The following is a 25,463-nucleotide window of genomic DNA, read 5'->3' on the forward strand; positions in this document are numbered from 1 at the left end:
TGGACACCCTTGCCTTTGGCTAACAGCTACAACGACCTTCGCCGTTCGGGACTTGAACCCTAGAGTATATGCCCATGCCGGGCACACATAAAAAAAGATCAGACGTTTTCGCCTGATCTTTTTGTAAATGCTTTATTGTTCTTCTGGATTGCCGTAAAGCTCTTCCAATGGTTTCGTGATAATACGGCTTACATCATTGATGACTGTATTCAACTGTTGTTCTTTTTCCATAAGCTTAGAGATCTGCTCATGCTGTTGAACCAGCTGAACTACTTGTTGTGCTTGCTGTACTTCTTCCTCCGTAATCTCTTCCCCTTGCATTTGTTTCTGCTGAAGGTTGATTTGAGTTTCGCGGAAGTTATCGAACATTTTTTTAGCAGCTTCGTCAGCCATTACCGCTTCATATGCTTCCTTCAAACCTTGAAATTCATTACTTTCTCGGATGGATTTCTCCAAGTCATACGCGTTATCATAAATATTTGCCATTTTTAAAAAAACCTCCTAATTGATTGGCGTACTTTGATTCCTCCCCCACTATAACAAACGAATAGAGCTCTGTATAGGATAAGGGGGATTATCCGAAAATTATGACGAGCACACCCTGAATTATTCCAATTAAACCACCCAGCAACGCTCCTAAATAAGTGATCATTTTGAATTCACGGCGGGAAATACCAAGCACCATATCTTCAAGCCTCTCAACTGAAAAAGTATCTACCTGCTCCTGAACGATCTCTGCCAGATGCATTTTTTCCATCATATTTTCAATCTTGTCAGAAATAAGTTCGGTAAGTTTCTCTACCAGTACCGGAATTCCTTCTTGGATAATTGTTGAGCGGTATGGCTTTACCCATTCTTTGACCGACTTGTCCAGCCAGCTTTCTACTGGAAGAAATTCAGCTACGGTTCTGCCCAGCGTACGTTTGATAGTGTTTTTCCCTATTTTATCTTCCAGGTTCCCTATCGGCTCTTCCATCCACGTATGCAATTCTTTTTCCAGCAATTCAGAGAGCCAAGCCCTGGTTTCAGGGGCACGTACATACTGTAAAATGGCTGGGTGAGCGCGTTCCGTCAGTCCTTGTGGTGTCATAAAGGAGGCAATCATATTACCCAGGAACCCCTGGCCGCCAAGGTAATCTTCTATCAAATCAGCTATTTTCTGTTTGCCTTCCCAGCTTTCTATATAATTCTCCAATTTTCCTTGAATATGGATAGACAGCTGCTCTGCCCCTTGGAATGCTTTTCTCCGCCACCTGTCAGGCATGATATCGCCGATTTTTTCATGACGGTAACCTTCCATTATTTCTTCATAGCGGTTCTCAACCCAGAATGCTGTTTTGCGCTTGATACCCGCAGCCTCGACTTCTATATCCATTTTTTTCAAAAGTTCTTTGATTGTTGTTTCCTGACTTAGAAAATGTTTTGCTTCTGACTGGCTCCACCGAATCATTTGCTGTTGAAACTCATGATTCTTAAGCTTCTTCCGCAACCCTTCCGCCGTAAGCAAATGCTTGACGACCATCCTTCCAAGCTGACGGGCAAGCTCCCCTTGCCGTTTCGGAATCAAGCCTGGTGTAAAGGGAAGCCGGTATCCTTTTATATAAATGGGGCGGTACGGACGGAATAACATCCGTATGGCTAATGAGTTCGTCAGCCCACCGATCAATGCCCCGATAGCCATCATTAATAGGATCATGATTATCGTATCCATTAGATCAACCTCATTTCTTATCCATCCTCAAGTATAATCCATTTGTCTTCTTTTCTAAAAGTTTTACTAATGTATGAAGATAGATCTCCAATCATATATTTTTATTAGAACTCGTCTTTTCGTGCTTTGAACTTGAAAATTTCCACTACGTCGCGGAACTAAATTCCAAGTCTTTCATAAACGTGTTAAAAAGAGGAGGGCCGTCCATGTTCTTTGCTATCCGTTTTTACCCTAGCGCCCACGCCCGCATGATTGTCCCTAAAGCCTATGGCAGGGAATTTCACCCGATTCACTCGGTGTCATTTGGGGATAGAACCTGCCCTGTCCAATGCCTGACCCATAACCAGGAAGACAATTTCATTCTCATTTCTTCAGCTGTAGAAAAACGGCTTACGCTGCCGAGACATCGGATGGCCAGTTTCCACTTGAATGGCGAAAATGCCACATGCACGATTCCATTCGGGGTTTTCACCGCAGGTTTTCAAAAACGCGGACCACTTTTAGGGACAAGGACAAAATATTTTGAAGCACTTAGTAATGCAGGACGGAATCATGGTTACCAAAGTGTTTTTTTCGGGCAACAGCACCTGAATTCGCTTCCTTCTTATATGACCGGCTACATTTATGACCAGAATATCTGGAGGAAAATTGAATCTCCTCTTCCTGAAGTAGTTCATAACCGTATTCCTAACCGGAAAGCGGAAAATCATCCAAAAGTGGCTAATGCATTTCGATCATTGCGGAAGAAGACACATATTTTTAATCCAGGGTTCTTCAATAAATGGTCGGTATTCAAACAGTTGAAACAGAGCGATCATCTTGATCATCTTTTACCAAAGACCGTTTTCCACCCTTCGGAAGCTATGATTGCTGATATGCTGGAAAAAGAAAATATCTATATAAAATCTTCCCACGGCAGTAAAGGAGAAGGATTGATCCGCGTCCAGAAAACAGACACCGGTTCCATACATGTAACCGAATCGGAGGCGCTTCAATCCCAAACTTTTGCAGATGTCCATTCTTTTTTTTCCTCCTATTTCCCTCAAGGAAGCGAGGGATATCTGCTTCAGCCACAGATCAGGTTGTTTGAGATTGACGAACAGCCTGTTGATTTCCGTGTTCACACCAATAAAGATGAGACAGGAAAATGGCGTGCCACAGTCATGGCAGCACGCCTGGGATCAAAAGGACAGCCGACAACTCACCTGACCTACGGGGCACAGGTTAAACTGGTAGAGGAAATATTCCCTGAAAAGAAAGCTGCTCAAATCACAAAGCGGCTGGAATCTGCAGCATTGGAAACGAGCTATGAGCTTGACCGTCATTATCATCAGCAACTAGGTGAGCTTGGACTCGATATAGGTATCGACCAGGATGACTCACTCTGGCTATTTGAGGCAAATGCCAAGCCGGGTTATTTCATTTTCGAGCACCCTATTCTCTGGAACCAAATCGAGGATTACTTTTCCTACATTTATCGTTACAGCTATTATTTAATGACGAAAAGATCTTAATTGGCATGAATTACCCGTTATGGCTAAAACTAATGCTAGTAACGGGAGGTGAGCAGATGCGTAAGCGAAAAGAAAACCGTGCACCGGAAGGTAAAGGAAAATACGAGCTCGATGTCGATCGAATGATTAATGAAGGCATGGCAGGAGGAAAAGTGTTCCGTCATGGCCAAATAGATGAAGCGCACGAAATCCCTAAACAGAAGAAATGACTTTAATCCTTTAACAAAGTTAAACCTTTTAAAGGGTAAAAAAAGGGTCTGCCTCTAAAGGTCTTTTGGAAGACTTTTGGGCAGCCCCTTTTGTTATCTGCTTTTTACAATCATCTGAACTGCTTCATTAATCAGTTCTTCAGCAGAATCTTCATTTTCATGAGTAGTACGGATACACTTTTCCAGGTTTTTCGCTACTATATAGCCAACGGCGCGATCCATGGCTGTTCGTGCAGCTGACAACTGAGTGATGACATCCCTGCAGTCTTTTTCTTCATCCATCATTTTCAAAACACCACGTACTTGTCCTTCAATTCTCTTCAATCTGTTCTTCATTTCCTGATTGTAATGATCCATTTTTGTTTCCATTGTCATCCCTCCAATTTCACTGAGGTCAAATTATAATTCTGTTTAAGCTGGAGCTTGTAAGTGACTTTTCCTTGGATGCAGCAGACATATTCCATATAATAAAGAATAATCCAACAAAAAGGAAGAGACAAATGGCGATTATTGAAAAATTAAAAGAGTTGTACCCTTCATTGATCGAGCGTAAAAAAGAGCAAGAAATACCTAAAAATCATGCATGGTTTCTAACTTCGGATGACGAAATCATTGGGATTGACAGAGATGAGCTTGATGGTCAGGAAGCAGACATGCTCGGAATTTTCCTTACCCCTTACCATTGGGAAAAACCTGAAAATACCGAGCGCGAACAACAATGGGCAGATCTGTTGTTTCATGAAAAATTGGACAATCGCTTATTGGAAAATCCACCGATCCAGTACAGGTTCGTCTTCTTTATAATATCAGAAAATCCGATGGAATCAGAAAGCTTCCAGGAAGCAGTTCAAGGACTTTTTCCTACTGCGATGCCGTTAATTTGGGAAGACGAAAATACTGGATTTATTATCGAGGAAGCTGATGAAAATTTTGAAGAAAGCCACTCCTATGAGCAAATTATCGATGTACTCATGAGTGATTTTTATGTGAAGCTGTCTTTTTTTGTCAGCGACTTTTTCACCGACATCAAACAGGCACCTGCTCATTTTAACTGGAGCCGTCAATGCTCTCAGGTTGCACAAAAACACCTGAAACTGTCTGTCGCAGATCACTTGGATGTCATCCCTTTCCTTTTTCTCGATAAACTTTCTGATCGGACAAGCGAGAATATTATAGAAGCTATTTTAAAAGATGCGAAGGATGATCATGAGTTGTTAAAGACGATACAAGTCTTTCTCGAATGTAATTCAAATGCAACCCTGACATCGAAACAGCTGTATATGCATCGGAACAGCCTGCAATATCGCGTGGATAAATTCATTGAAAAGACGGGAATAGACGTTAGGCAGTTCAAAGAAGGTATGCTTGTCTACCTTGCCATGTTGTTACAGGACAAGAATTGACAAGTTGCACAAAACTCAGAAAATTCTTTGTGCACTTCGTCCATTTACCAAACAAACCTTCTTCGGTAGACTGTAAACATATCGTAAAAACGCTTACATTACTAAGGAGGAATTGTTTCATGGCAGAATTAGTACTCGATCATATTGATAAGGTTTATGACAAGAAAGTAAAAGCTGTAGAAGATTTCAATCTACATATCAACGACAAAGAGTTTGTCGTCTTCGTTGGTCCATCAGGCTGTGGTAAATCCACAACCTTGCGAATGATTGCCGGTCTGGAAGAAATCACAGACGGCGATTTCTATATCGGTGACCGCCGCATGAACGATGTTGCCCCGAAAGATAGAGATATTGCGATGGTTTTCCAGAACTATGCCCTATATCCGCATATGAACGTGTATGACAATATGGCGTTCGGTTTGAAACTACGTAAAATGGATAAAAAAGAAATCGAGCGTCGTGTCCAGGATGCTGCCAAAATTCTTGGATTGGAAGCATTGCTTGACCGTAAGCCAAAAGCCCTATCCGGTGGTCAGCGTCAGCGTGTCGCCCTCGGCCGTGCTATTGTACGTGATGCAAAAGTTTTCCTGATGGATGAACCGCTTTCCAACCTTGATGCAAAATTACGTGTACAAATGCGTGCGGAAATCCAAAAGCTTCACCAGCGTCTGCAAACGACTACGATTTACGTTACGCACGACCAGACAGAAGCAATGACGATGGCAACTCGCCTCGTTGTTATGAAAGATGGGTACATCCAGCAAGTCGGTGCTCCTAAAGAAGTTTATGATAAACCAGCGAATGTCTTTGTCGGTGGATTCATCGGATCTCCTGCAATGAACTTCCTGACTGGTACGTTGAGCGATGGCAGTATCGAAATCGGTGATGTTAAAATTAAGGTACCTGAAGGAAAAATGAAACCGCTTCGAGCTCAAAACTATGTAGACAAAGAAATCATTCTGGGTATCCGTCCGGAAGACCTGCATGACGAGCCACTATTTGTAGATGCTAACCAGGATGCAAAAATCACTGCCCACATCGAAGTTGCTGAGCTGATGGGATCTGAATCCTATCTATATTCAAAAGTTTATGACCAGGACTTTATTGCGCGTGTAGATTCCCGCACAGATATCAATGGCGGCGAAGACATCGAGCTTGCCCTTGATATGAATAAAGCTCACTTTTTCGATAGCGAAACAGAAGAACGCATTGATTAATACAAAAGCCAAGTTAAACGGCGAAAGGCTAACCTTCAGTGGTTAGCCTTTTTCTATGGGCTCTTCCTCGATGACAACTACTTCATCCCTGTCACAACTTTTACATCTGAGTACATGTATACAATGATCCGACTTCACGGATTGCCTATCCCCATCAACCATTTTGGTAATCCCGACATCAAGGTAAGGGCTGTAATCATCCAAATAATCGACAAGCTTCCCTTGATCATCCATTAGATTTTTGCATGCCGGACATTGTTGTTCCAAATGTTTCAGCCCATTGCAATAGGAACAAACCTTCATTGAGCGCTCCTCCACCATCTATCATTATAGTATATGAAAATGGAAAGAGAAGTGGCTCGCCACTTCTCTTGTTTACCATGCTTATCGTTGTTGAGGTTGTCCGCTGAATTGTTGTTCAGCCATTTGTACTAGACGCTTAGTGATTTCTCCACCTACAGAACCGTTAGCACGGGAAGTAGTGTCAGCACCAAGTTGTACACCGAATTCTTGAGCGATTTCGTATTTCATTTGGTCTAGAGCTTGTTGTACACCAGGTACAAGCAATTGGTTAGATTGGTTTTGAGCCATTTTGTCTCACCTCCTGTGTAATTGTAGTTTGACCACAATTTCAGGAAGTATCACAAAAATAATTTGGTAAATTAGGGAAAAACTCACCCTACTTGGCGTTCGGTTTTGTCATAGCTTTCGGGTCTACGTACTCTTCAAACTGGTCTTCTGTTAAAATACCAAGCTCGACAGCGGTCTCTTTCAATGTCTGATCTTTTTCAAAAGCGGTTTTTGCAATTTTCGCTGCATTTTCATAACCTATATGGGGATTAAGGGCTGTCACCAGCATCAAGGAATCCTTCAGGTACTGCTCAATTTTTCCATGTTCCGGTTCTATTCCACTTACACATCGTTCATCAAACGATACCATGCTGTCTGCTAATAATTGAGCAGACTGGAGGAAATTATATGCGATAACCGGCTTAAATACATTCAGTTCAAAGTTCCCTTGACTTGCTGCAAATCCAATCGTTGCATCATTCCCCATCACTTGAGCCGCCACCATTGTCACTGCTTCACTTTGCGTTGGGTTGACTTTACCTGGCATTATCGAACTTCCAGGTTCGTTAGCCGGAATTGTGATTTCTCCGATTCCACAGCGAGGACCGCTTGCCAGCCAGCGCACATCATTTGCTATTTTCATGATATCTGCAGCTAGGGCTTTTAAGGCACCATGCGTATGGACAAGCTCATCATGAGAAGTCAGTGCATGGAATTTATTAGGAGCCGAAACGAATTCTTTTCCTGTTTCCTCTTTTATTTTTTTTACTACTAATTCCGCGAAATCAGGATGGGCGTTAAGGCCGGTCCCAACTGCGGTGCCGCCTAAAGCGAGTTCCTTCACATAAGAGAGACTGTCCTCAAGCATGCTTTCTGTTTTTTCCAGCATCCGGTGCCAACCGCTTATTTCCTGCCCAAGCGTAAGTGGAGTGGCATCCTGGAGATGAGTGCGCCCGATTTTAACAATATCGTGAAACGCTTCCATCTTTTCTTTCAATGTACTTTTAAGCTGTCTTAACGCAGGAAGTACAGTGTCTTCTACTTTAAGTACAGAAGCGATATGCATGGCAGTGGGATAAGTATCATTCGAGCTCTGCGATTTATTGACATCATCGTTTGGATGAAGACGTGTTTCACTTCCTTGCTCTTTCAGCCATTCGCTCCCAACATAAGCTATCACTTCATTGACATTCATGTTTGACTGCGTACCACTGCCAGTCTGCCAGACAACTAAAGGAAAATGTTCTTCCAGTTTTCCCTTAAGAATTTGATCAGCAGCATAACCGATAGCATCCGCACGTTCCTGTTCTAATAAACCAAGCTCACTGTTCGCACGTGCAGCGCTTTTTTTCAAAATAGCAAAACCTTCGATCACTTCCACAGGCATTTTTTCATTACCGATAGGAAAGTTTTCTTTACTGCGTTGTGTTTGGGCTGCCCAGTATTTCTCTTTCGGAACTTTCATTTCACCGAGTGTGTCTTTTTCGATACGATAGTCCATATATATCCTCCCTCAATTATACGAAATTAACTCCTTTCCTATTGTAACAAATTTCAACATTATCCCACTAACAGAACCAAAGTGAATTTTTCAAAAATATTTCTTTCAGACTATTTACATTTTTCTGAATTGGGCGTATATTAAAGATAACAATTAAGAAAGGAGGCAGGAAGATACTACATAAAACGCTAAGGAGGGATATATTAGACGTTTTGTAGATGATTTTCTTGCTCGATCTCTTTCGAAAATGGGAAAATAGTGGTAAGGGAGCCCTGTGGGAGGGCTCCCTTTTTCGTATGGAAATGTTATGAAAAGTTCACATCCCCTCTTAAATTCCTTCAATAATTCTTTCCGAAATTTTATATAATGGTAATGAGAAAATCAGGGAAGGAGCCATCCCCATGCCAAATGTATGGACTCATATTCATTTTGCCGAAGATATACTGGACAGTGTCGAACACCCAGATTCATTCGGTTTGGTCACGAATTTTGTCAATCTGGGTGCCCAGGGACCGGATCCATTTTTTTATCACCGTTTCTGGCCCTTCTTAAAAAATAAAGAAGTCGACCAGGTAGGGATGAAACTCCATACAGAAAAGTGCGGTGATTTCCTGCTTGACCTTATTGAAGCAGGCAGGACTGCTCCATTACCAGTCCGAGCTTATATTGCTGGTTTTGTCACCCACCATATTTTAGACCGAAACACCCATCCCTACATCCATTACCGGGCAGGCTATGAAGGTAATAATCATCAACGTCTGGAAACGATTATCGATACCATTATTCTGGAACGGATTCGAAACATCAAAACATGGAAAACTCCCGTATACAAAGAAATCGATGTTGGTAAGCACCTGAATCGTGGAGTGATTAAAGTTGTAGAAGAGGCAATCAAGCGCCACTTTCCTGTTCTTGTCGAAGACTTACCAGCTAAATTCATTCAGCAATCCTATCGTGACATGAAACTCGCTTTAAAAATTCTATACGATCCTTACGGCTGGAAAAACAAACTCCTCCGGTCACTCGTATCACCGTTCTCCCACCGCCCTGTATCAGGCGATGTAGACTATTTGAACGAATGCCATACGGAATGGAAGCACCCGGCAACCGGTGAAATAAGGATTGACTCTTTTTTTGAACTGTATGATAACGCCAGAAAAGAAGGAATGGAAATCCTGACTCTTCTCCTCCATTACTGGAACGAGAAAGAAGCCATACTTTTTAATGAAATTGAATCCTTATTAAGCGATATTTCTTATGATACAGGAGAGCCGCTCCACCGAAAACTGACCAATCAGTGGAGCCAGCCAATTGTTTAGATCAACCAGCGCTTTAACTGCTGTTCTCTAACGAAAAAAGACGATTCCTTCCCGTCACTATGCTTTCGGAGGAATCGTCTTTATTTGTTTTTATGAATGAATATCAATTGTGTCCTTTAATCGAGTCATGTCCTTGGCATCTTCCACACCTTTATCAACGTCCACACGCTGTAAGAGTATCAGACCAACAACAAAAAAAGTAACCAAAGCAAGAATTCCATACCTGCTCGAACCTGTCAACTGACCGACGATTGCAAAGAGGAATGGACCAAAAATTGCCGCAAATTTTGAGGAAATCCCATAAAACCCGTAAAATTCCGCGTGTCTATCATCCGGTACCATCCTGCCAAAAATAGAACGGCTCAGGGACTGTGCCCCTCCCTGCACCATTCCTACACAGGTTGCCAAAATATAAAAATGAAGGGCGCTGGTCATGAAATAACCGATAACCACAATGATGATATAGACGATTAAGGATAAGCTGAGCGCTCGCTTCGCGGTTATTTTAGATGCGAGCCATCCGAATACGAACGTGAATGGAATTCCCACGAACTGTGTAATCAGTAAAGCAAGAATAAGGTCATTACTGTTGATTCCGATATCTCTTCCATAGATAGTCGCCATTTTAATGATGGTGGAAATGCCGTCATTATATAACCAGAAGGCAAGGAGGAATATAAACAGCTGTTTGTATTGATTAATTTCCCGAAAGGTCTGGCCAACTCTTTGGAAACCAATCGCTGCGTAGGATTTTGTCCTTTTTTGCTTCACTTTCTTTTCTTCGAGGATATTTTTAAAAAGCGGTATGGAAAATACCAGCCACCAGAGGCCGACGGAAACAAACGATAACTTAGTGGCTAAAAGTGTGCTTGAAATCCCAAACAACTCTGGCTTCATGATCATCGCCAGGTTTATGGCAAGAAGAACCCCACCTCCGATGTAACCAAAGGCAAATCCCCAGGCAGAAACTTTATCAATCGTCTTTTCATCTGCAACTTCCGGTAAAAATGCATCATAGAATACATTTCCCCCAGAGAAACCGATTGTCCCCAAAACCATCAGCAGGGATGCCAGTAAATACTGGCCCTCTCCCACAAAAGCCATAAGGATACTGGCTATCATTCCCATGAAGGCAAAGAACATCAGGAATTTTTTCTTGGCTGCGGAATAGTCACTTATTGCCCCAAGAATAGGTGCAAGCACTGCAACTATCAACACCGCAATCGATTGCGTGTAGCCCCAATAACTGCTGGCCAGGGTATCATCGAGCCCGGCCGCTGCTACATCATAATAAAAAATCGGTAAGACTGCTGCCATCATCGTCGTAGCGAATGCGGAATTGCCGAAGTCATAAAAGACCCAGCTTAAAATCGGTTTCTTTTTCATGTTTTTCCCCCATCAAGACAATGACTTGTATATCGTATATACTAAGCATAGCAAATTCTCAACAGTTCATGCTCACTTTTTTCAGAATAATCATAAAAATATACAACAAAAGGGGATAGTAATGAAGGTAGCTGTTTTTGGTGCAACTGGCCGTGTAGGAAATAGTTTTATAAACCTTGTCCATGCTCACAAATCATGGAATTTGAATGCTTTAGTCAGAAATACTTCACAAGCGGGGATGGTATCCGGCAAGGCTGGCATCGTTGAAGGCAATGCCAAAAGCCTAAAAGATGTAAGAACTGTTCTGACGGGATGTGACGTCGTCTTCAGCGCGCTCAATACAGATAAAAACGATACACTGTCAAAAGCGGTACCGTTGATTATAACGGCAATGAAGGAACGGGAAATAAAAAGAATTGTGACAGTCGGAACTGCAGGCATTCTGGACAGCAGATTGGAGAAAGGTAAATACAGATTTCAAACTTCAGAAAGTAAACGTAAATCTACGTTCGCGGCAGAGGAACACCTGAAAGCCTATCAAATACTTAAAGAAAGCAACCTGGACTGGACAATCATCTGCCCGACCTACCTGCCTGATGGAGATGCCCTTGGCGGAGTACGATATGAAAAAAATCTTCTACCTGAAAACGGCAAAAAAATAACAGTAGGAGACACTGCAAACTTTGCTGTGGAAGTGATCGAACAGAAACAGTTTATCCGTAGCCGTGTCGGTATTTGCTACTAAGAAGCATGTGTTTCCGGAAGAAGCCGGATTGTGTCTTCTGAGGAAGCAAAGGTCATGTTCTTTTCGTATGAAAAAAAGAAGACTTTTGCATTGTTGATTGCTAATTTGGGCAGGGAAAGTATGAGACTCCTGCAGGAGAGTCAAGACTGACGAAGCCCGAGGAGACTTGTCGTCTTCCCTGCAGAAAGAGAATCGTTTGGTCAAGCGATATTCTTGACCAAGTTAGCTGAGGTCGTGCCCGCGGCAAGCATCCGCTGGCAAGCGATTAGTGAGAATCAACAACAAACTTTAACATTTCCTTTCGATTATAAAGGGCTTTTTTAGTCGCTTCAATCGTTCTCTAGCCATACTTTTCCCGTATCAACAATATGAAAACAAGAGGCTGCCCGTAAGTCTATTTTTGACTTATGGACAACCCCAATCCTTTAAATCAGACACTCTTCCTGTAATTATTGTTTACTTGGAAGCAGTCCAAAAAATTCTTCCAATGTCTTTTCCTGCTGGTGTATTTCCTCTGCTGTCTCTTTCCCTACATAACGAAGGTGCCACGGTTCATATGAATAACCGGTAATATCTGATTTACCTTTCGGATAGCGAATTACAAATCCATACTCATAGGCATGTTTAGCCAGCCACTCTCCTTCTGCTGTCTGACTGAAGCTCTGCTCCAATTTAAAAGCCATCTGGGCAGAAGTAACATCCATAGCAAGTCCTGTTTGGTGCTCACTTGTGCCTGGCTTAGCCGAAAATTGATTGGCCCACTCCTGTCCCCTCGTCTTCACATTATTTTGGTAAATGCTTTTCTGCCGTTCATACGAACGATATCCAGATGCTCCAACTAGCTCAAGACCTGCCTGGCGGGCCCCTTGAAATAATTCCTCTAAAGCCTTGGCTGCTTCTTTCCTCATCTGTTTCTTCGGATGAAACTCGTCAAAATAGAACGGAACATCCGGAACTACCAGATTTTTTGGAACAAACCCATCAGGTAGTTTCCGATTTTTATTTACTACTACCTGAAAGCTATTAGGTTCCTCAACTACAACCATTCCACTATTTCCTTTATCTGAATTCGGTTCTTTACCCGAAACAGGCGTATCATCCGTTGTTTCATTTTTATTTTTGTTGGCATGATTCGTGTCCTCTTGCTCCTTTTCTTTCATTCCTGATTGTTTCTCAGCGTTATCACTGGAGGTTAACTGAGAAGAGTTGGTTTCTTCACCGAAACCTGCACAACCTGCTAATAATACCGTCAGAGAGAGAACTGTACTGGTTATCATCCTGTCCATTTCTTATGTTCCTTTCAAAAACCACTTTTCTCCCACTATAACATGGAAAATCCATACATGTAAGCAGATTCCCTATCATTCAATAATCTTAATTTCCAAGGCAAGTCTCTTAGAAAAACTTGGCTCGCCAAGTCTTTATGGCGAAAGCCTTCGTTTTACTTATACTTTAACCTTTAACAAATTTAAACTTTCATAAAGTGAAAAAAGACCGGCTGGACTCAGTGAATCCATCGGTCTTTACTATCATATCTAGTTAGACTTACTCCCAAGTATATGGCACATATTCTTTACTTAAGCGATCAAATCGGTCACGATCTTCCATTTCAATGGCGTCATTAATTTCAGCGTCAAGTCGCGTTTTATTAAACTGGTAGCTTAACTCATCTAGGATCAAACGCGAAGCTAGTTGAAGACCGAAGGATAGCTCTCGCTTTGCATAAATAGTTTTATCTCTAAAAACAGGGCTTCTTCGCAACACGTAATTAATTTTTTGCTTTTTCATGTGGCCTACCCCCTAAATGCTTTTTTCTATTATGCAGGATTTGAAGAGGTTTTGCAACAATTTTCTGAATATTTAATTTACTATTCCCTCTTACACCCATTTTAAACCTGTCCATACACCTATTTCAATTGTAATTTATGGGAATTAAATATTTCTATTTACCCTTATTTTTTAAGCGTTATCCATTAATTTGGAAAAAATTTATCTTGATTTCATAGAAAAGTAGCATAGACTACGACTTGTCTATTCTATGAGCGACAACACGGTTATTTGTACCGAGTACCTGGATAAATAGGCTGCTCTTATGTTGAATATAGAACTATCATTCCGAAATGTACTAATTCGACCTTTGGAAAAGGGGGATGAGACAAAAGGAGCTGTCCCACTTGGAACAGCTCCTATCCTGAAGAAATAATATTATTGTTGTCCTTTGACAATCATTTCCGCCACATTAATAGTACGGATCGCTTGATTACGGACAGCTTCTTCCACATCTTCTTTCATGTTGCCTTCACCATCGACGCTAACACTTGTTCCATAAGGGTTGCCGCCTGCAGTGAAGGCTGCGTCGTTGGTGTATCCTGGTGCTGCGACGAGCACGCCCCAGTGGAACATGCTTGTGTACAGATTCAACAAGGTGGCTTCTTGTCCGCCATGTGGGTTTTGTGCAGATGTCATGGCGCTTGCTACTTTATTGACTAGTTTACCTTGGAACCATAGTCCGCCAGCCATGTCCATAAGCTGTTTGAATTGAGATGGGACATTACCGAAGCGTGTAGGCACACTGAAAATATAAGCGTCTGCCCAGTCCAGATCATCCACAGTTGCTTCCTGGACGTCTTTTGTTTCTTCATAATGCTTCTTCCATGCAGGATTTTGTTCAATTGCTGACATTGGGGCAGTTTCCGCAACTTTAACTAGTTTGACTTCCGCTCCTTCTTGCTTCGCTGCGTCTTCCGCCCATTTTGCCATTTGATAGTTAGTACCGGTAGAACTGTAATAAATGACTGCTAATTTTACATTTGCCACTCTTATCTCTCCTTTTCACATTTCATTTTATCGTTTCCGGCAGCCTGGGTAATTATTCCGGCTGCTACATTTCCACTATATACCCTCTTATAATTTTATTCAAACTAAAGACTCTTTAATTCAAGATATTTTTTATATACGGTTTTATTTTCATAAAAAATTCCCAGGTTCCTTCAATCATCTACGGAGTTCTCCCGGGAATCTCATGCTAGTTTGTGTCAACTATTTTTCCGTTTTCAATAAAAAGGATGCGGTCAGCGAGCTTTTCAGCCTCTTCTCTGTTGTGGGTAACGAGTATCATAGGGATCTGCCACTTTTCTTTCAATTGAAGCACTTGTTCATGGCACTGGTAACGACTTTCTTCATCGAGAGCGGAAAACGGCTCGTCCATAAGCAATAAATCAGGCCGATAAGCAAGTGCCCGCACTAAAGCGACCCGCTGCTTTTCCCCTCCTGAAATCTCATGAGGATATTTTTTCTGCAAGTGCCCTATTGACACCATGTCCACCAATTTATTTATATGGCTTCGAGACTCTGCTGTATTTTCGTCCCTTATGCCATATTGAATATTTTTTTTCACAGTCATATGAGGAAAAAGTGCGTAATCCTGAAATACATAACCGATATTTCTTCGCTGCGTTGGATGGTGGATAGTCCCTTGGTGGTACAAGGTTCTTTCGTTTAACTTGATCCAGCCGTCAGCAGGTTTGGATAGCCCTGCAAGCAGCTGTAAAATTGTAGTTTTTCCAGCACCGGAGCGCCCAAATAAGACCACTAGTTCATTGTCGACATTCAGATCGATATCCAATAGATAATAGTCCAGCTGTTTTTTGAAACTGGCAGTAAGCAATACGTTCACCTCTTCCCGGGATCATTCAGCCAAGGTTTTTTGCTCCAATTATTAAGCCAGTAGATTGTCGTAAAACCAATCAGCACAATGATGATCACCCATAATAAAGCCTGCTGTTCATTGCCGGACTCTACAGAAAAATAAATGGCAAGGGGCAGCGTATCTGTCACCCCAGGGATATAACCGGCAACCATCAGTGTGGCTCCAAATTCCCCAAGACCTCTGGCAAACGATAGGACGAGACCGGCGAGGAGTCCTGGCCACGCCAAGGGAAAGGAAATAGTCCAGAATACTTTCCACCTGCTCGCGCCCATCGTATAAGCAGCATTTTCAAGTGTCCGATCATATCTTAAAAATGCTGCTGACGCGCTTTGGTACATTAATGGAAAAGAAACTACTATTGCAGCGATCACAGCGGCATACCACGTAAAAATGATTTGAAAATTAAACCATTCCAACAGTAGACTGCCTAACGGGCCGTTTTTCCCGAATAAATATAACAAACCGAACCCTACTACGGTTGGCGGCAGAACCAATGGAAGCATGAACAACGCCTCCAGTACCTGTTTACCGAAAAACTGTCTCCTGACGATTCCCCTTGCCAGAAATGTTCCGGTAAGAAATACAATCGCCGTTGAAATAGAGGCTATCTTTAAGGACAGCCATAATGGTGAAAAATCCATTAACAACACCCAGCCTTATCCGTCAAAACCATATTGTTCGTAGATTTCTTTTACTTGTTCACTCTTCATATAGGTAAGAAATTCCCTTGCAGCTTCCTTTTGGTCTGAGGAGGCAATCACTGCTCCAAAATAATGGATCGGAGAATGCAGTTCTTCCCGAATGAGAATTGCTGTCTGAAGCCCATCCAATGCGGCAACATCGCTGCGATAAACAAGACCTGCATCAACGTTACCGGATTCGACGTAAGCAGCTACCTGCCGGACATTTTTAGCATAAACCGCCTTAGATTGAACTTCCTTCCATAATCCTTTTTGTTTCAACGCTTCTTTCGCATATTTTCCAGCAGGGACACTTGCCGGATCACCGATCGCAAATTTTGTCACGTGCGAGGAGGCAAGATCGCTTAGGTCAAGTGACTTTTCTCCCTCTGGAGGAACTGCAAGCACCAGTCGATTATCCAGAACCGTCCGAACACTCTTACTTGTGACCAGCCCTTTTTCCAATGCATAATCCATCCACTTTTCACTGGCTGATAAATAAACGTCGCCAGGTGCGCCTTTTTCAATTTGACGGGCGAGTTTACCTGATGAATTAAAATTCATGATCAGATCATAATCTGTTTTCTCTTCAAAATTTACTGCTATCTCTTTCAAAACACTTGTCAGGCTTGAAGCAGCAGATATTCGCAGGGACGTCTTCTTGTCCCCTGCGGTCGACTGACACCCCATTAACAATACGATTAACAGGGCAGTTATGATTACCTTCTTCATTGTTTTTCCACCTTATGTAGACGCTATTACTGCTCTCATTATAACGAAAAACCAACTCCTATGAATAGCAAGACCTCCATCGCACAAAAGCAAGAAGCGTTTTGTTCTACCAACAAGCTTGTACCAAATTTTATCCTGACACTTTTTTATCACTGCAAAGGTATGTTAAAACCATCAATTTTTCTTAGACACCAGAATAAGACCGCGTACGTTTTCCCGCACACGGTCTTAGTAAAATAATTACACTACCATTCCGTAATATGGAGGATAAGTCCAATAAGATTCCTCCCACCCTCGTTGAATAGCCAGTTCTTCAAATGATTGGGCCTGACTGCCAAAGAAATTGATCAAAGCCTCTTCAGGCGTCTGGGAATCTGGATCATAGGAAATCAATACAGGCTTAGAAAATTTCATCCCTTTGATCGAACCTTCTACAACAACGGTTTCCTGAAAGACCATACCTTCACCCCTTTAATAAAAAGTAACGCAATGGAAAAAATAAATGCTTGTTCCCTATTTACCCCAGTCACAAAATATAAACCATCTTCGTTATCTTTCCCCTCGGAAACTTTATTGCTTTTTATCAATACGTGTGCTGCCGGCAATCATTGTTTCTCTAGACTCAATATGTATGGCTTTGTTAAGCTATGAATGCTAATAATCAAGGTTGGACTAATTTTCCATTTTTCCCGTTATCGGAGGCGGAAATGATGAGCGAATACGAAAACTTAAAAAAAGGTGAAAAAGGAGCCTGGGTCAGCATTGCAGCATACCTTGTCCTGGCAGCTGTCAAACTGATCATTGCCGCCATCGGAGGATCTGCCGCCCTGCGTGCTGATGGGTTGAATAATACTACCGATGTCATTGCATCCATTGCGGTCTTAATCGGGTTAAGAATCTCCAGAAAACCGCCTGACGAAGACCATCACTATGGTCACTTTCGTGCAGAAACCATTGCCTCTCTAATTGCAGCCTTCATCATGATGACAGTTGGATTAGAAGTGATCATTGGTACAGTGGAAAATTTATGGCATCAGAATTTCGAGGAACCGAGTATACTTACCGCCTGGACTGCACTTATAGCTGCCTTTGTCATGCTCGGTGTCTACCGTTATAACTTGAAGCTGTCCAAAAAAATAAAAAGCGCTTCATTATATGCGGCCGCCCAGGATAATCGTTCGGATGCCCTTGTAAGTATCGGCGCTTTTATCGGGATTCTTGGTGCCCAGTTCGGTATTTTCTGGCTGGACCCATTAGCCGGGTTTATCGTAGGTTTGATCATTTGTAAAACGGCATGGGATATTTTCCGTGATTCCACTCATACGCTTACAGATGGCTTTGATGAAGAAATGCTTGCAGAAATCAAACAGTTGATTGCAAAGAATCCAGGTGTATGGTCCATAAAAGACGTCAAGGGGAGACTACAGGGTAACATCGTACTGATTGATGCGACGATACATGTTGACCCCGAGATAAGTGTCGAGGAAGGCCATACCATTACCGATGAAATTGAAGAGATGCTCGAAGAAGAATTGAACATCAAGCATGCCCAAATCCATATCGAACCATATAAACAATAGAACGGATCCCTCTTTCCCTTTTAATTGAGAGACTTCTGAGAAACTGAAGGTTTAGATAAGGTATGAACTTTAAAAAACGGTCTGTCTGGAATTTAATGTCCAGACAGACCGTTTTGTCAAAATAACTGAATTCCGGTCTTTTTGACCAAGAAGGCTTGAGGCCGTGCCCGCGGCAAGCATCCGCAGGCAAGTGATTTGTGAATCAACAACCAACAATACTGCTCCTTTAGCGTTTTTTATGCATGGAACTGGTTCAGGAGAGCATCAATATGCTGCCACCCAAATGCGGTTTCCTGATATGTACCGTCGCCGATCGTAACTATCTCTGCTTCTACACGCTTGGCACCATATTTACGATAAAACTTGCTGGCAGGATTTTTTGTCAGCACCCATACAAGGAGTGAATCATAACCATGTACTTTCATTTCCTTTGAAAATGCATGGAGCAGCAAACCACCTAATCCTTTTTTTTGATAGTCATCCAATAAGTAAAGCGTATAGATTTCACCGTCATAGCCGTAACGTTTTGTCCGTTCCCTGCCGCCGGATATGAACCCTACTATCTCTTCTCTATCATTTTCCAACACAAGTACAAACTGTCCATTCAGAGGTACTTTCAAAACTGTTTCCCACAGGGCAGTCCTGTTTTCCACTGTAATGTTACTCATATCTTGTTCATCGATAACATCTTTATAAACGGATTTCCAGCTGCTTACATGAACATCTGCTATCTTCCTTGCATCCTTATAGACTGCTTTTCTTACATTGAACATTGGCACGTATCATCCCTTCTGGTTTGATTATGGCTGCTCTATGTCAAAACTAGAAAAACAAGGATGGATGACCGCTGTTGGCCATCCTCCTCTTTTCAACATTGGAAAGATACAATCCGGTTCGTATCTGTTCCGAAATAGACCCAACGTCTTTGGCGTGGACGCCAACGATATCCTGCTACGGAAGTCCTTCCAATGAAAACAGGATAGAACCAGAACCTTTGGCCATTTCTTAGCCATACGCGTGTAAATCGGAATAAACAGCCGTAGAACGACCCTGGATCTACCGCAAAAAGGCCCGGGGATTGCTGGGCACTGAATTGTGGCTCATCTGATGGCGGCGGCGGAAGCTGGATGGACTGCGATCCTCCACCAGGAAAACCTCCTGGACCCTGCCCCGGAAATCCGCCCGGGCCCTGGCCGGGAAAGCCACCTTGACCTGGGAAACCTCCCTGTCCCTGGCCTGGAAAACCTCCTATCCCACCAAATCCTGGCAGGTTAGAAAAGAACCCTCCTTGTTGTCGATGCATACGATCATACTCCTTTATTGAGATAATCCCTACAATATATGCATCCCAGCAAGGCGTGTGACTATATCCATCTGTGTCCGATTACTGGAAGATCAGTTTCACAATGTCATCAGAAAAACGGTAGTAATGGCACCAATGACAACCAGAATGATGTTTAATCCTGCCCAGGCAAGTCCGATAGCAATAATTCCAGCAGTTATCCCAATGTGTGGAGATTCGGGCTTTACATTTATGATACCCGGAAAAATAAGTGCCCCTAAAGCTGCATAAGGGATGGCATTCAACCATCGGTCCACCCAGCCTGGGAAACGCAGTTTATCAACAATAAAAGCTGGAACCACCCTTGGAATTGCTGTCACTAAGGCCATCCCGACAATAATCCAGATCATGGCTTATCCTCCTTTAACAAACCGATACCGCTTAAACCCCCGATTAAAGTGCCCAAGACAATCGCCCATCCGTCACTCATACCATTAACAGAAAATATAAAATTCGTCGCCATGGCAATAACAGCAACAACTGCAACTTTGGATTCTTTTTTGATAGATGGGATTAGCAAGCCGATAAACATAGCATACAAAGCAATTCCCATACTCTGGCTCAATCGCGCTGGAAGGATATCTCCAAGTACCCCGCCTAAATATGACCCACCGATCCAAGCAACATAAGCAGTCAGAATCAGGGAACCAAAGAACCATACACCATATTGCTCTTTTGCTTCCTTTTTATGAAGGGAGGATACAGTAAAAGTCTCATCAGTAAGCCCGAGGGATAATGGAACTTTCCACTTTAATGCAATTCCCCGTAACCGATTCATGAAAGATAAGCTCATGACAAAATGCCTGAAATTAAGCACGAACGTCGCGATTATCAGCTCTGCCGCTCCAGTACCTATGGCTATCATATTGGCAGCCATAAACTGTGCAGCACCAGCAAATACTAATATACTCATTAATGTCAATTCTATATTGGACAAACCAGATTGACGGGCAAGTACTCCATAAGTGACTGCAATGGGAAGATAGCCAAGCATAATCGGCAGTCCTGCGACAAACCCTCTTTTTACCATGTGCTTTCTTGTTATGTAATTGTCTGCTTCTATATCCATTACTTTTGGTTCCATACCTCTACCTCCGGAACAATAAAAATCCATAACACTTTTAATCATAACGGAATTTTTCAAATGGCGCGATTGCTTTTATTTACCATTTTTAAAATGCTCCATGCATAATACTTCCATTGACAAAAACCTATTCTTTATTTTATATTAAATGACATACTTTACAACATAAAAGCGTTTAAGTATAAAAGAAGTGTCAAGAATTCCGAAGTAGGGTCCATGGAACAGTTACAGAGACTGGATGGCAGCTGTGAATCCAGGTTGCATGTTTCCTGAATTACAGAATTCTATTTACAGCGGCATTTTCTTTTTCTTAGAGTGGATGACATTTTCATCAATCAGGGTGGTACCGCGGAGTGAACTTCGTCCCTATTCGGGATGAAGTTTTTTATTGTCATGAGGTTATAAAAATGGATTGTTGTGGATAACCCTTTTGCAGAGGGGTTTCATCCAGCTCCAGCGCCTACCCCCTGGGGCATAAGCCCTTCCTCTCTGTGACACAGATCGTCACGACGAGGCTTGGCTTATGCTTGGCGGGGGTGACAAGGCGCTTTCGCTTTAGTCTCATCCAGCTCCAGCGCCTACCCCCTGGGGCATAAGCCCTTCCTCTCTGTGACACAGATCGTCACGACGAGGCTTGGCTTATGCTTGCGGGGGTGAACAAGGCGCTTTCGCTTTAGTCTATAGGGAGGAATCAGCATGTTACATTTACAGCCCAAGAAATTACCAAGCATGGCCGAAGCAATTATATTATTGATTCTCATCGTAAGTGTTATCAGTTATTTTATTATTCGTTTACAAACTGTTCCCCATATTCCAATCTTAATCGGGTTAATGATTATGCTCAGTTATGGATTATTCAAAGGTTTCTCATTTAAAATGCTCCAGAATGGTATGATTCAGGGGGCACAAACCGGCATGGGAGCTGTATTGATTTTCTTCTTGATTGGTATTCTGATCAGCAGCTGGATGGTCAGCGGTACCATTCCCGCTTTGATGGATGTTGCTTTCCTGATGACAGGCGGCCCATGGTTTTTAGCATTGGTGTTTGCCATTACTGCCATTGTAGGGGTTGCCCTTGGAAGTTCGTTCACCACAAGTGCCACAATCGGTGTAGCTTTACTTGGGGTTGCTTCGTCCTTAGATGCTTCTTTAGCCATGACAGCTGGTGCTATCGTATCCGGGGCATTTTTCGGAGATAAAATGTCGCCACTATCCGATACGACTAATCTGGCATCAACTGTCGTAAAAGTAGACTTATTTGACCACATCAAAAATATGGCCTGGACAACTGTCCCTGCCTTTATTCTGTCATTTATTCTTTTTGCATTTTTATCACCATCTGAAAACGCAGAAAGTGCAGGAAGCATTAACAGTATTCAGCAGGCACTTTCTGAGTCTGGGCTTATTCACTGGAGTTCATGGCTTCCGCTGATTATTTTAATCGGTGCGACCCTTTTTAAAGTTCCTGCTTTTATTTCACTCGCGATCACAAGTATTACAGCAACTGTCCTTGCAGGGATCCGCGGGGTGATGCCCTGGACCGATTTATGGAATACATGGTTTGATGGCTTCACTGCTGAAACCGGTAACGATGCCGTCAACAGCATGTTATCCAGAGGTGGAATGAACAGTATGCTGTTCACCATTTCCCTTGTGATTTTAGCCCTGGCTCTCGGAGGATTGTTTTTCGTAACGGGTGTGATTCCAGCAGTCCTTAACAGCATCCAACAGTCCTTACAGACAATCAGAACAATCACTTTATCTACAGCGCTTACCGCAATTGGAATCAATATATTCATAGGAGAGCAGTACCTGTCGATTCTGCTGACAGGCGAAGCTTATCAAGATATTTATGACAAGGCTGACCTGGCCAGGAAAAATCTGTCGAGGACACTGGAAGATGCAGGAACGGTCATCAATCCGCTCGTTCCTTGGAGTGTTTGTGGTGTATTCCTTGCGGATGTACTGGGTGTAGCTGTCATCGACTATCTGCCATTTGCGTTCTTTTGCTTATTAAGCCCTGTGCTTACTATTTTGTTCGGTTTAACGGGAAAAACAATTGAACGAAAAGCTTGAGTTCCGTGTATAACTTCCATCATTCGTATAAGACTAAAAGAAAACGAGGAGTTCGGATATATGGATAAGCACACGGAACATTTACAGGACGGTTGGAAAATGGACCATGCGGTCGCTGATGTCGTACTGGATGATCTTGCCTTCTATCAGACCTTGATCGTTAATGTATGTATGATTGGAAAAGAAAATTCAAACGACTGGGTGTTGATTGATACCGGAATCAGACATTATGGGGAACGGATCATGGAAATGGCACGGAAGCGATTTGGCGGCCACCCGCCAAAAGCGATTATTTTGACACACGGACACTTTGACCACGTCGGTTCTGCAGTCTACCTTGCCAAACATTGGGATGTCCCGATATTTGTCCATCCCATGGAATGGGATTACGTAACAGGGAAACGCGATTACCCCGTGGGAGATGCTACTGTCGGTGGAGGTTTTTTTGCATTGATTTCTCCTTTTTATCCTACGAAGGCTGTTAATTTGGCACGTTATGTGGAGAAACTTCCGGAAGATGGTTCACTCCCTCATCTTCCGGACTGGAAGTATGTCCATACACCAGGCCATACCCCCGGCCACATCGCATTATTCCGGGAGAAAGACCGGGCGCTGATTGCCGGTGATGCCTTCATAACAGTCAAACAAGAATCAGCCTTTGGTGTGTTTACCCAACACCAGAAAGTGCACGGACCGCCTGCTTACTTTACTCCGAACTGGAAAGAGGCGGAAAAGTCGGTGCAAAAGCTGGCAGAACTAAAGCCCTCAGTCGCCATCACCGGACATGGGCTGGCCATGGAAGGGGAACGGCTGAATAAACAGCTTCAGGAGCTGGCCGCAAACTTCAAAGAGCTTGCAATACCAAAGCACAAACGGAATGTCCATTAGTCTTGTTACGGGTTAAAAACCTCTGGATGGAGAAGAGAGGCCAACTTCTCAATCCCTTCCAATAACCGCGGGGATGGACGGCAATATAGCGATTCTTCTAAAACATGAATATCATTTCTCTTCACGGCCTTCATGTTTTCCCAGCCCGGTCTTTTTTTTATAAGATCCGGGTTCATTTTTTCTTCTTTCACCCCTACCCAAACCATGCAAATCTGGTCAGGATCACGCATGCGCACATCTTCCCAGTCCGTCTGGACACTTGCTTCATTCTCCGTTGCGAAGATATTCTCCGCCCCGGCAAGCGCACTTACTTCGGTCAGCCAATTGATTTTTCCCGGGGTAAAAATCGGCTTCGGCCACCATTCCCAATAAAGTTTCGGCTTAACCTCAATCCCTTCAGCCAATTTACTGAAATGAGTGATGGCATCTCTGAATACCTGCGCTTTATGTTTACCTTTATTCTCTTCCCCTAACGCGTGCCCGACAGCTTCCACATCCAATGCGATTTCCTCAAGAGAATTCGGATTGAGAATGATGTATGGAATGTTTCTATCTTCCAAGCCTTTAATATTCTTTTCCATTCCAGGCACACTCAGTGAAGCTAGCACCAAATCAGGATCCAACGACTCCAGCTTGTCCATATCTATATCCAGATCCGGGCCCAGCCTAGGAAGACTGTTGGTGCTTTCCGGCCAATCAGAATAATCATCTATCCCAACAAGCAAATCTACTTTATCCAGATAAGCCACAAGTTCTGTGTTACTAGGGCATATGGATACTAAACGCATCTTCTTTCCTCCTTATTTCAGACTTCTATCGTATTTCCTTTTCTTTCATTATAGCTTATATTGAGGGAGACTCTAAATGCAACGGAAAGGATGAGGGTATGCGACCTGTCTTACTGGAAACCAGAAATGGATACGTAGAATATTCCTATGAAGGACAAGGACCACCGCTATTGGTGTTAAAAGGCGGGCATTGCAGCAGATATACGGACCTGTCACATGGCAGCCTAATCCATGAAGGGTACTCCCTGCTAACCGTCTCACGCCCCGGTTATGATAAAACGGAAGTAAAGACAGGGAAAACTCCGGAGGCATTTGCAGATACTTTAATAGAAGTTCTGGATCACCTCCACATAAAAAAATTGCCGGTCATTGCCATTTCTGCAGCCGGACCAACTGGCATTGCGCTTGCCTCCAAATATCCAGAACGAGTGGACAAGTTGGTGATGGAAGCTGCACTTGTCACTCCCTGGGACAAAAACTATAAACGAAAAGGCAGGCTGCTCTTTGGCCGCGGGGAAGCTGTGACTTGGAAGCTGTTAAAATTGTTGCTCCGCATACATCCGGACTATGTGATGCGTATGATTCTGACTGAGCTGACAACGGAAGACCCTAATGCCCTGTTGCAAAAACTTTCAAGGCGGGACCGACGTTTCCTTTATGAAATGCTGGATACTTCCAGATCCGGTAGAGGCTTTTCTGCAGATATGAATCATCAAGTTTCCGATCTTTCCAAAATCACTGTACCAGTGCTCGGTCTTTATGCTAAAAAAGACCGAAGTGTAAGCTACACCAATGCTGTACTCTTGAAATCTTCGGTTCCTCAAAGTGACATCTATGACGTAAATGCTGACAGCCATTTGATTTGGATTGGAGATGCCGCACAGGAAGTATGGCAGAAACGCCTCGAATTTTTAAAAATGACAAGTTAATTTTAAAAAACCTTGCCGTCATGCAAGAAAGCCAAGGTTATCGGTCAATAAAAAAACAGTCTGTATGGAGCTTTATGTCC

General features: G+C 42.9%; 29 protein-coding genes. 10 read left to right on the forward strand and 19 right to left on the reverse strand.

What is annotated here, in order from left to right:
* Positions 1-132: 132 nt before the first annotated feature.
* Entirely contained in the window at positions 133-486 is a 354-nt protein-coding gene (locus tag JOC33_RS00005) for a YlbF/YmcA family competence regulator (RefSeq protein WP_205089790.1), read from the reverse strand.
* A gap of 88 nt (positions 487-574) precedes the next feature.
* Complete coding sequence (locus JOC33_RS00010; protein ID WP_205089791.1) at positions 575-1,711, reverse strand: DUF445 domain-containing protein; 1,137 nt, start codon at positions 1,709-1,711, stop codon at positions 575-577.
* 206 nt (positions 1,712-1,917) lie between these two features.
* On the opposite strand from JOC33_RS00010, the gene JOC33_RS00015 reads away from it, so the two are divergent.
* Together JOC33_RS00015 and JOC33_RS00020 are read left to right on the forward strand one after the other, a co-directional pair.
* The gene (locus tag JOC33_RS00015) at positions 1,918-3,225 is read left to right on the forward strand and encodes a YheC/YheD family endospore coat-associated protein (protein ID WP_205089792.1); all 1,308 of its coding nucleotides are present in this window, start codon (positions 1,918-1,920) and stop codon (positions 3,223-3,225) included.
* Between the two features lie 56 nt (positions 3,226-3,281).
* On the forward strand, positions 3,282-3,434 hold the full coding sequence (locus JOC33_RS00020; protein ID WP_205089794.1) for a hypothetical protein: 153 nt from the start codon (positions 3,282-3,284) through the stop codon (positions 3,432-3,434).
* Positions 3,435-3,527: 93 nt separating this feature from the next.
* Here the strand turns inward: JOC33_RS00020 and JOC33_RS00025 are convergent, their stop codons facing one another.
* Entirely contained in the window at positions 3,528-3,803 is a 276-nt protein-coding gene (locus tag JOC33_RS00025) for a metal-sensitive transcriptional regulator (protein ID WP_239533921.1), read from the reverse strand.
* A gap of 131 nt (positions 3,804-3,934) precedes the next feature.
* On the opposite strand from JOC33_RS00025, the gene JOC33_RS00030 reads away from it, so the two are divergent.
* Both JOC33_RS00030 and JOC33_RS00035 read left to right on the forward strand, forming a co-directional pair.
* Positions 3,935-4,837, forward strand: coding sequence for a PucR family transcriptional regulator (locus tag JOC33_RS00030; protein WP_205089796.1), 903 nt, complete (start codon positions 3,935-3,937; stop codon positions 4,835-4,837).
* A 119-nt stretch (positions 4,838-4,956) separates the two neighbouring features.
* On the forward strand, positions 4,957-6,054 hold the full coding sequence (locus tag JOC33_RS00035) for an ABC transporter ATP-binding protein (RefSeq protein ID WP_205089798.1): 1,098 nt from the start codon (positions 4,957-4,959) through the stop codon (positions 6,052-6,054).
* 42 nt (positions 6,055-6,096) lie between these two features.
* On the opposite strand, the gene JOC33_RS00040 is transcribed toward JOC33_RS00035, so the two are convergent.
* The 3 genes from JOC33_RS00040 to fumC all read right to left on the reverse strand — a co-directional run bounded on the left by JOC33_RS00040 (position 6,097) and on the right by fumC (position 8,125).
* Positions 6,097-6,357 carry a hypothetical protein gene (locus tag JOC33_RS00040; protein WP_205089799.1) on the reverse strand — a complete coding sequence of 87 codons (261 nt, stop codon included), beginning with the start codon at positions 6,355-6,357 and terminating at the stop codon, positions 6,097-6,099.
* A gap of 81 nt (positions 6,358-6,438) precedes the next feature.
* Positions 6,439-6,645: an alpha/beta-type small acid-soluble spore protein gene (locus JOC33_RS00045; RefSeq protein WP_205089800.1), complete on the reverse strand. Its 207-nt coding sequence runs from the start codon at positions 6,643-6,645 to the stop codon at positions 6,439-6,441.
* A gap of 88 nt (positions 6,646-6,733) precedes the next feature.
* A complete protein-coding gene (fumC, locus tag JOC33_RS00050; protein ID WP_205089801.1) occupies positions 6,734-8,125 on the reverse strand; it encodes a class II fumarate hydratase in 1,392 nt (463 codons plus the stop codon).
* Positions 8,126-8,526: 401 nt separating this feature from the next.
* On the opposite strand from fumC, the gene JOC33_RS00055 reads away from it, so the two are divergent.
* Complete coding sequence (locus JOC33_RS00055; RefSeq protein WP_205089802.1) at positions 8,527-9,444, forward strand: zinc dependent phospholipase C family protein; 918 nt, start codon at positions 8,527-8,529, stop codon at positions 9,442-9,444.
* 90 nt (positions 9,445-9,534) lie between these two features.
* On the opposite strand, the gene JOC33_RS00060 is transcribed toward JOC33_RS00055, so the two are convergent.
* Positions 9,535-10,830 (reverse strand): MFS transporter, encoded by a 1,296-nt coding sequence (locus JOC33_RS00060; RefSeq protein WP_205089803.1) that lies wholly within the window; start codon positions 10,828-10,830, stop codon positions 9,535-9,537.
* Positions 10,831-10,951: 121 nt separating this feature from the next.
* Here JOC33_RS00060 and JOC33_RS00065 point away from each other — a divergent pair, with 121 nt between their 5' ends.
* Positions 10,952-11,575, forward strand: a complete 624-nt coding sequence (locus JOC33_RS00065; protein WP_205089805.1) for an NAD(P)-dependent oxidoreductase — start codon at positions 10,952-10,954, stop codon at positions 11,573-11,575.
* A 449-nt stretch (positions 11,576-12,024) separates the two neighbouring features.
* Here JOC33_RS00065 and JOC33_RS00070 read toward each other — a convergent pair whose 3' ends face one another.
* From JOC33_RS00070 to JOC33_RS00100, 7 genes are all read right to left on the reverse strand, one after another.
* A complete protein-coding gene (locus tag JOC33_RS00070) occupies positions 12,025-12,861 on the reverse strand; it encodes a M15 family metallopeptidase (RefSeq protein ID WP_205089807.1) in 837 nt (278 codons plus the stop codon).
* Positions 12,862-13,120: 259 nt separating this feature from the next.
* Positions 13,121-13,363, reverse strand: coding sequence for an IDEAL domain-containing protein (locus JOC33_RS00075; RefSeq protein ID WP_205089809.1), 243 nt, complete (start codon positions 13,361-13,363; stop codon positions 13,121-13,123).
* Positions 13,364-13,780: 417 nt separating this feature from the next.
* Positions 13,781-14,392, reverse strand: a complete 612-nt coding sequence (gene wrbA, locus JOC33_RS00080; RefSeq protein ID WP_205089810.1) for an NAD(P)H:quinone oxidoreductase — start codon at positions 14,390-14,392, stop codon at positions 13,781-13,783.
* Positions 14,393-14,600: 208 nt separating this feature from the next.
* Positions 14,601-15,251 carry an ATP-binding cassette domain-containing protein gene (locus JOC33_RS00085; RefSeq protein ID WP_420825692.1) on the reverse strand — a complete coding sequence of 217 codons (651 nt, stop codon included), beginning with the start codon at positions 15,249-15,251 and terminating at the stop codon, positions 14,601-14,603.
* A complete protein-coding gene (gene modB, locus JOC33_RS00090; RefSeq protein WP_205089815.1) occupies positions 15,248-15,925 on the reverse strand; it encodes a molybdate ABC transporter permease subunit in 678 nt (225 codons plus the stop codon). Before modB ends, JOC33_RS00085 begins: the two co-directional genes overlap by 4 nt.
* A gap of 15 nt (positions 15,926-15,940) precedes the next feature.
* Positions 15,941-16,696: a molybdate ABC transporter substrate-binding protein gene (gene modA, locus JOC33_RS00095; protein WP_205089816.1), complete on the reverse strand. Its 756-nt coding sequence runs from the start codon at positions 16,694-16,696 to the stop codon at positions 15,941-15,943.
* A 240-nt stretch (positions 16,697-16,936) separates the two neighbouring features.
* Positions 16,937-17,155 carry a hypothetical protein gene (locus JOC33_RS00100; RefSeq protein ID WP_205089817.1) on the reverse strand — a complete coding sequence of 73 codons (219 nt, stop codon included), beginning with the start codon at positions 17,153-17,155 and terminating at the stop codon, positions 16,937-16,939.
* Between the two features lie 251 nt (positions 17,156-17,406).
* On the opposite strand from JOC33_RS00100, the gene JOC33_RS00105 reads away from it, so the two are divergent.
* Positions 17,407-18,276: a cation diffusion facilitator family transporter gene (locus JOC33_RS00105; RefSeq protein ID WP_205091484.1), complete on the forward strand. Its 870-nt coding sequence runs from the start codon at positions 17,407-17,409 to the stop codon at positions 18,274-18,276.
* A gap of 236 nt (positions 18,277-18,512) precedes the next feature.
* Here the strand turns inward: JOC33_RS00105 and JOC33_RS00110 are convergent, their stop codons facing one another.
* The 4 genes from JOC33_RS00110 to JOC33_RS00125 all read right to left on the reverse strand — a co-directional run bounded on the left by JOC33_RS00110 (position 18,513) and on the right by JOC33_RS00125 (position 20,702).
* Positions 18,513-19,049 (reverse strand): GNAT family N-acetyltransferase, encoded by a 537-nt coding sequence (locus tag JOC33_RS00110; protein WP_205089818.1) that lies wholly within the window; start codon positions 19,047-19,049, stop codon positions 18,513-18,515.
* Positions 19,050-19,144: 95 nt separating this feature from the next.
* On the reverse strand, positions 19,145-19,579 hold the full coding sequence (locus JOC33_RS00115) for a transporter (RefSeq protein ID WP_205089819.1): 435 nt from the start codon (positions 19,577-19,579) through the stop codon (positions 19,145-19,147).
* A 98-nt stretch (positions 19,580-19,677) separates the two neighbouring features.
* Positions 19,678-19,968: an AzlD domain-containing protein gene (locus JOC33_RS00120; protein WP_205089820.1), complete on the reverse strand. Its 291-nt coding sequence runs from the start codon at positions 19,966-19,968 to the stop codon at positions 19,678-19,680.
* Positions 19,965-20,702, reverse strand: coding sequence for an AzlC family ABC transporter permease (locus tag JOC33_RS00125; RefSeq protein ID WP_205089822.1), 738 nt, complete (start codon positions 20,700-20,702; stop codon positions 19,965-19,967). Before JOC33_RS00125 ends, JOC33_RS00120 begins: the two co-directional genes overlap by 4 nt.
* 696 nt (positions 20,703-21,398) lie before the next feature.
* On the opposite strand from JOC33_RS00125, the gene nhaC reads away from it, so the two are divergent.
* Positions 21,399-22,778, forward strand: coding sequence for a Na+/H+ antiporter NhaC (nhaC, locus tag JOC33_RS00130; RefSeq protein ID WP_205089824.1), 1,380 nt, complete (start codon positions 21,399-21,401; stop codon positions 22,776-22,778).
* A gap of 60 nt (positions 22,779-22,838) precedes the next feature.
* The gene (locus JOC33_RS00135) at positions 22,839-23,666 is read left to right on the forward strand and encodes an MBL fold metallo-hydrolase (RefSeq protein ID WP_205089825.1); all 828 of its coding nucleotides are present in this window, start codon (positions 22,839-22,841) and stop codon (positions 23,664-23,666) included.
* Positions 23,667-23,671: 5 nt separating this feature from the next.
* Here the strand turns inward: JOC33_RS00135 and JOC33_RS00140 are convergent, their stop codons facing one another.
* On the reverse strand, positions 23,672-24,454 hold the full coding sequence (locus tag JOC33_RS00140; RefSeq protein WP_205089826.1) for a cobalamin-binding protein: 783 nt from the start codon (positions 24,452-24,454) through the stop codon (positions 23,672-23,674).
* 98 nt (positions 24,455-24,552) lie between these two features.
* Between JOC33_RS00140 and JOC33_RS00145 the strand changes: the two genes are divergently transcribed.
* A complete protein-coding gene (locus JOC33_RS00145) occupies positions 24,553-25,383 on the forward strand; it encodes an alpha/beta fold hydrolase (RefSeq protein ID WP_205089827.1) in 831 nt (276 codons plus the stop codon).
* Positions 25,384-25,463 lie beyond the last annotated feature (80 nt).

The organism is Thalassobacillus pellis (assembly GCF_016908295.1).
Lineage (GTDB): Bacteria > Bacillota > Bacilli > Bacillales > Halobacillaceae > Thalassobacillus > Thalassobacillus pellis.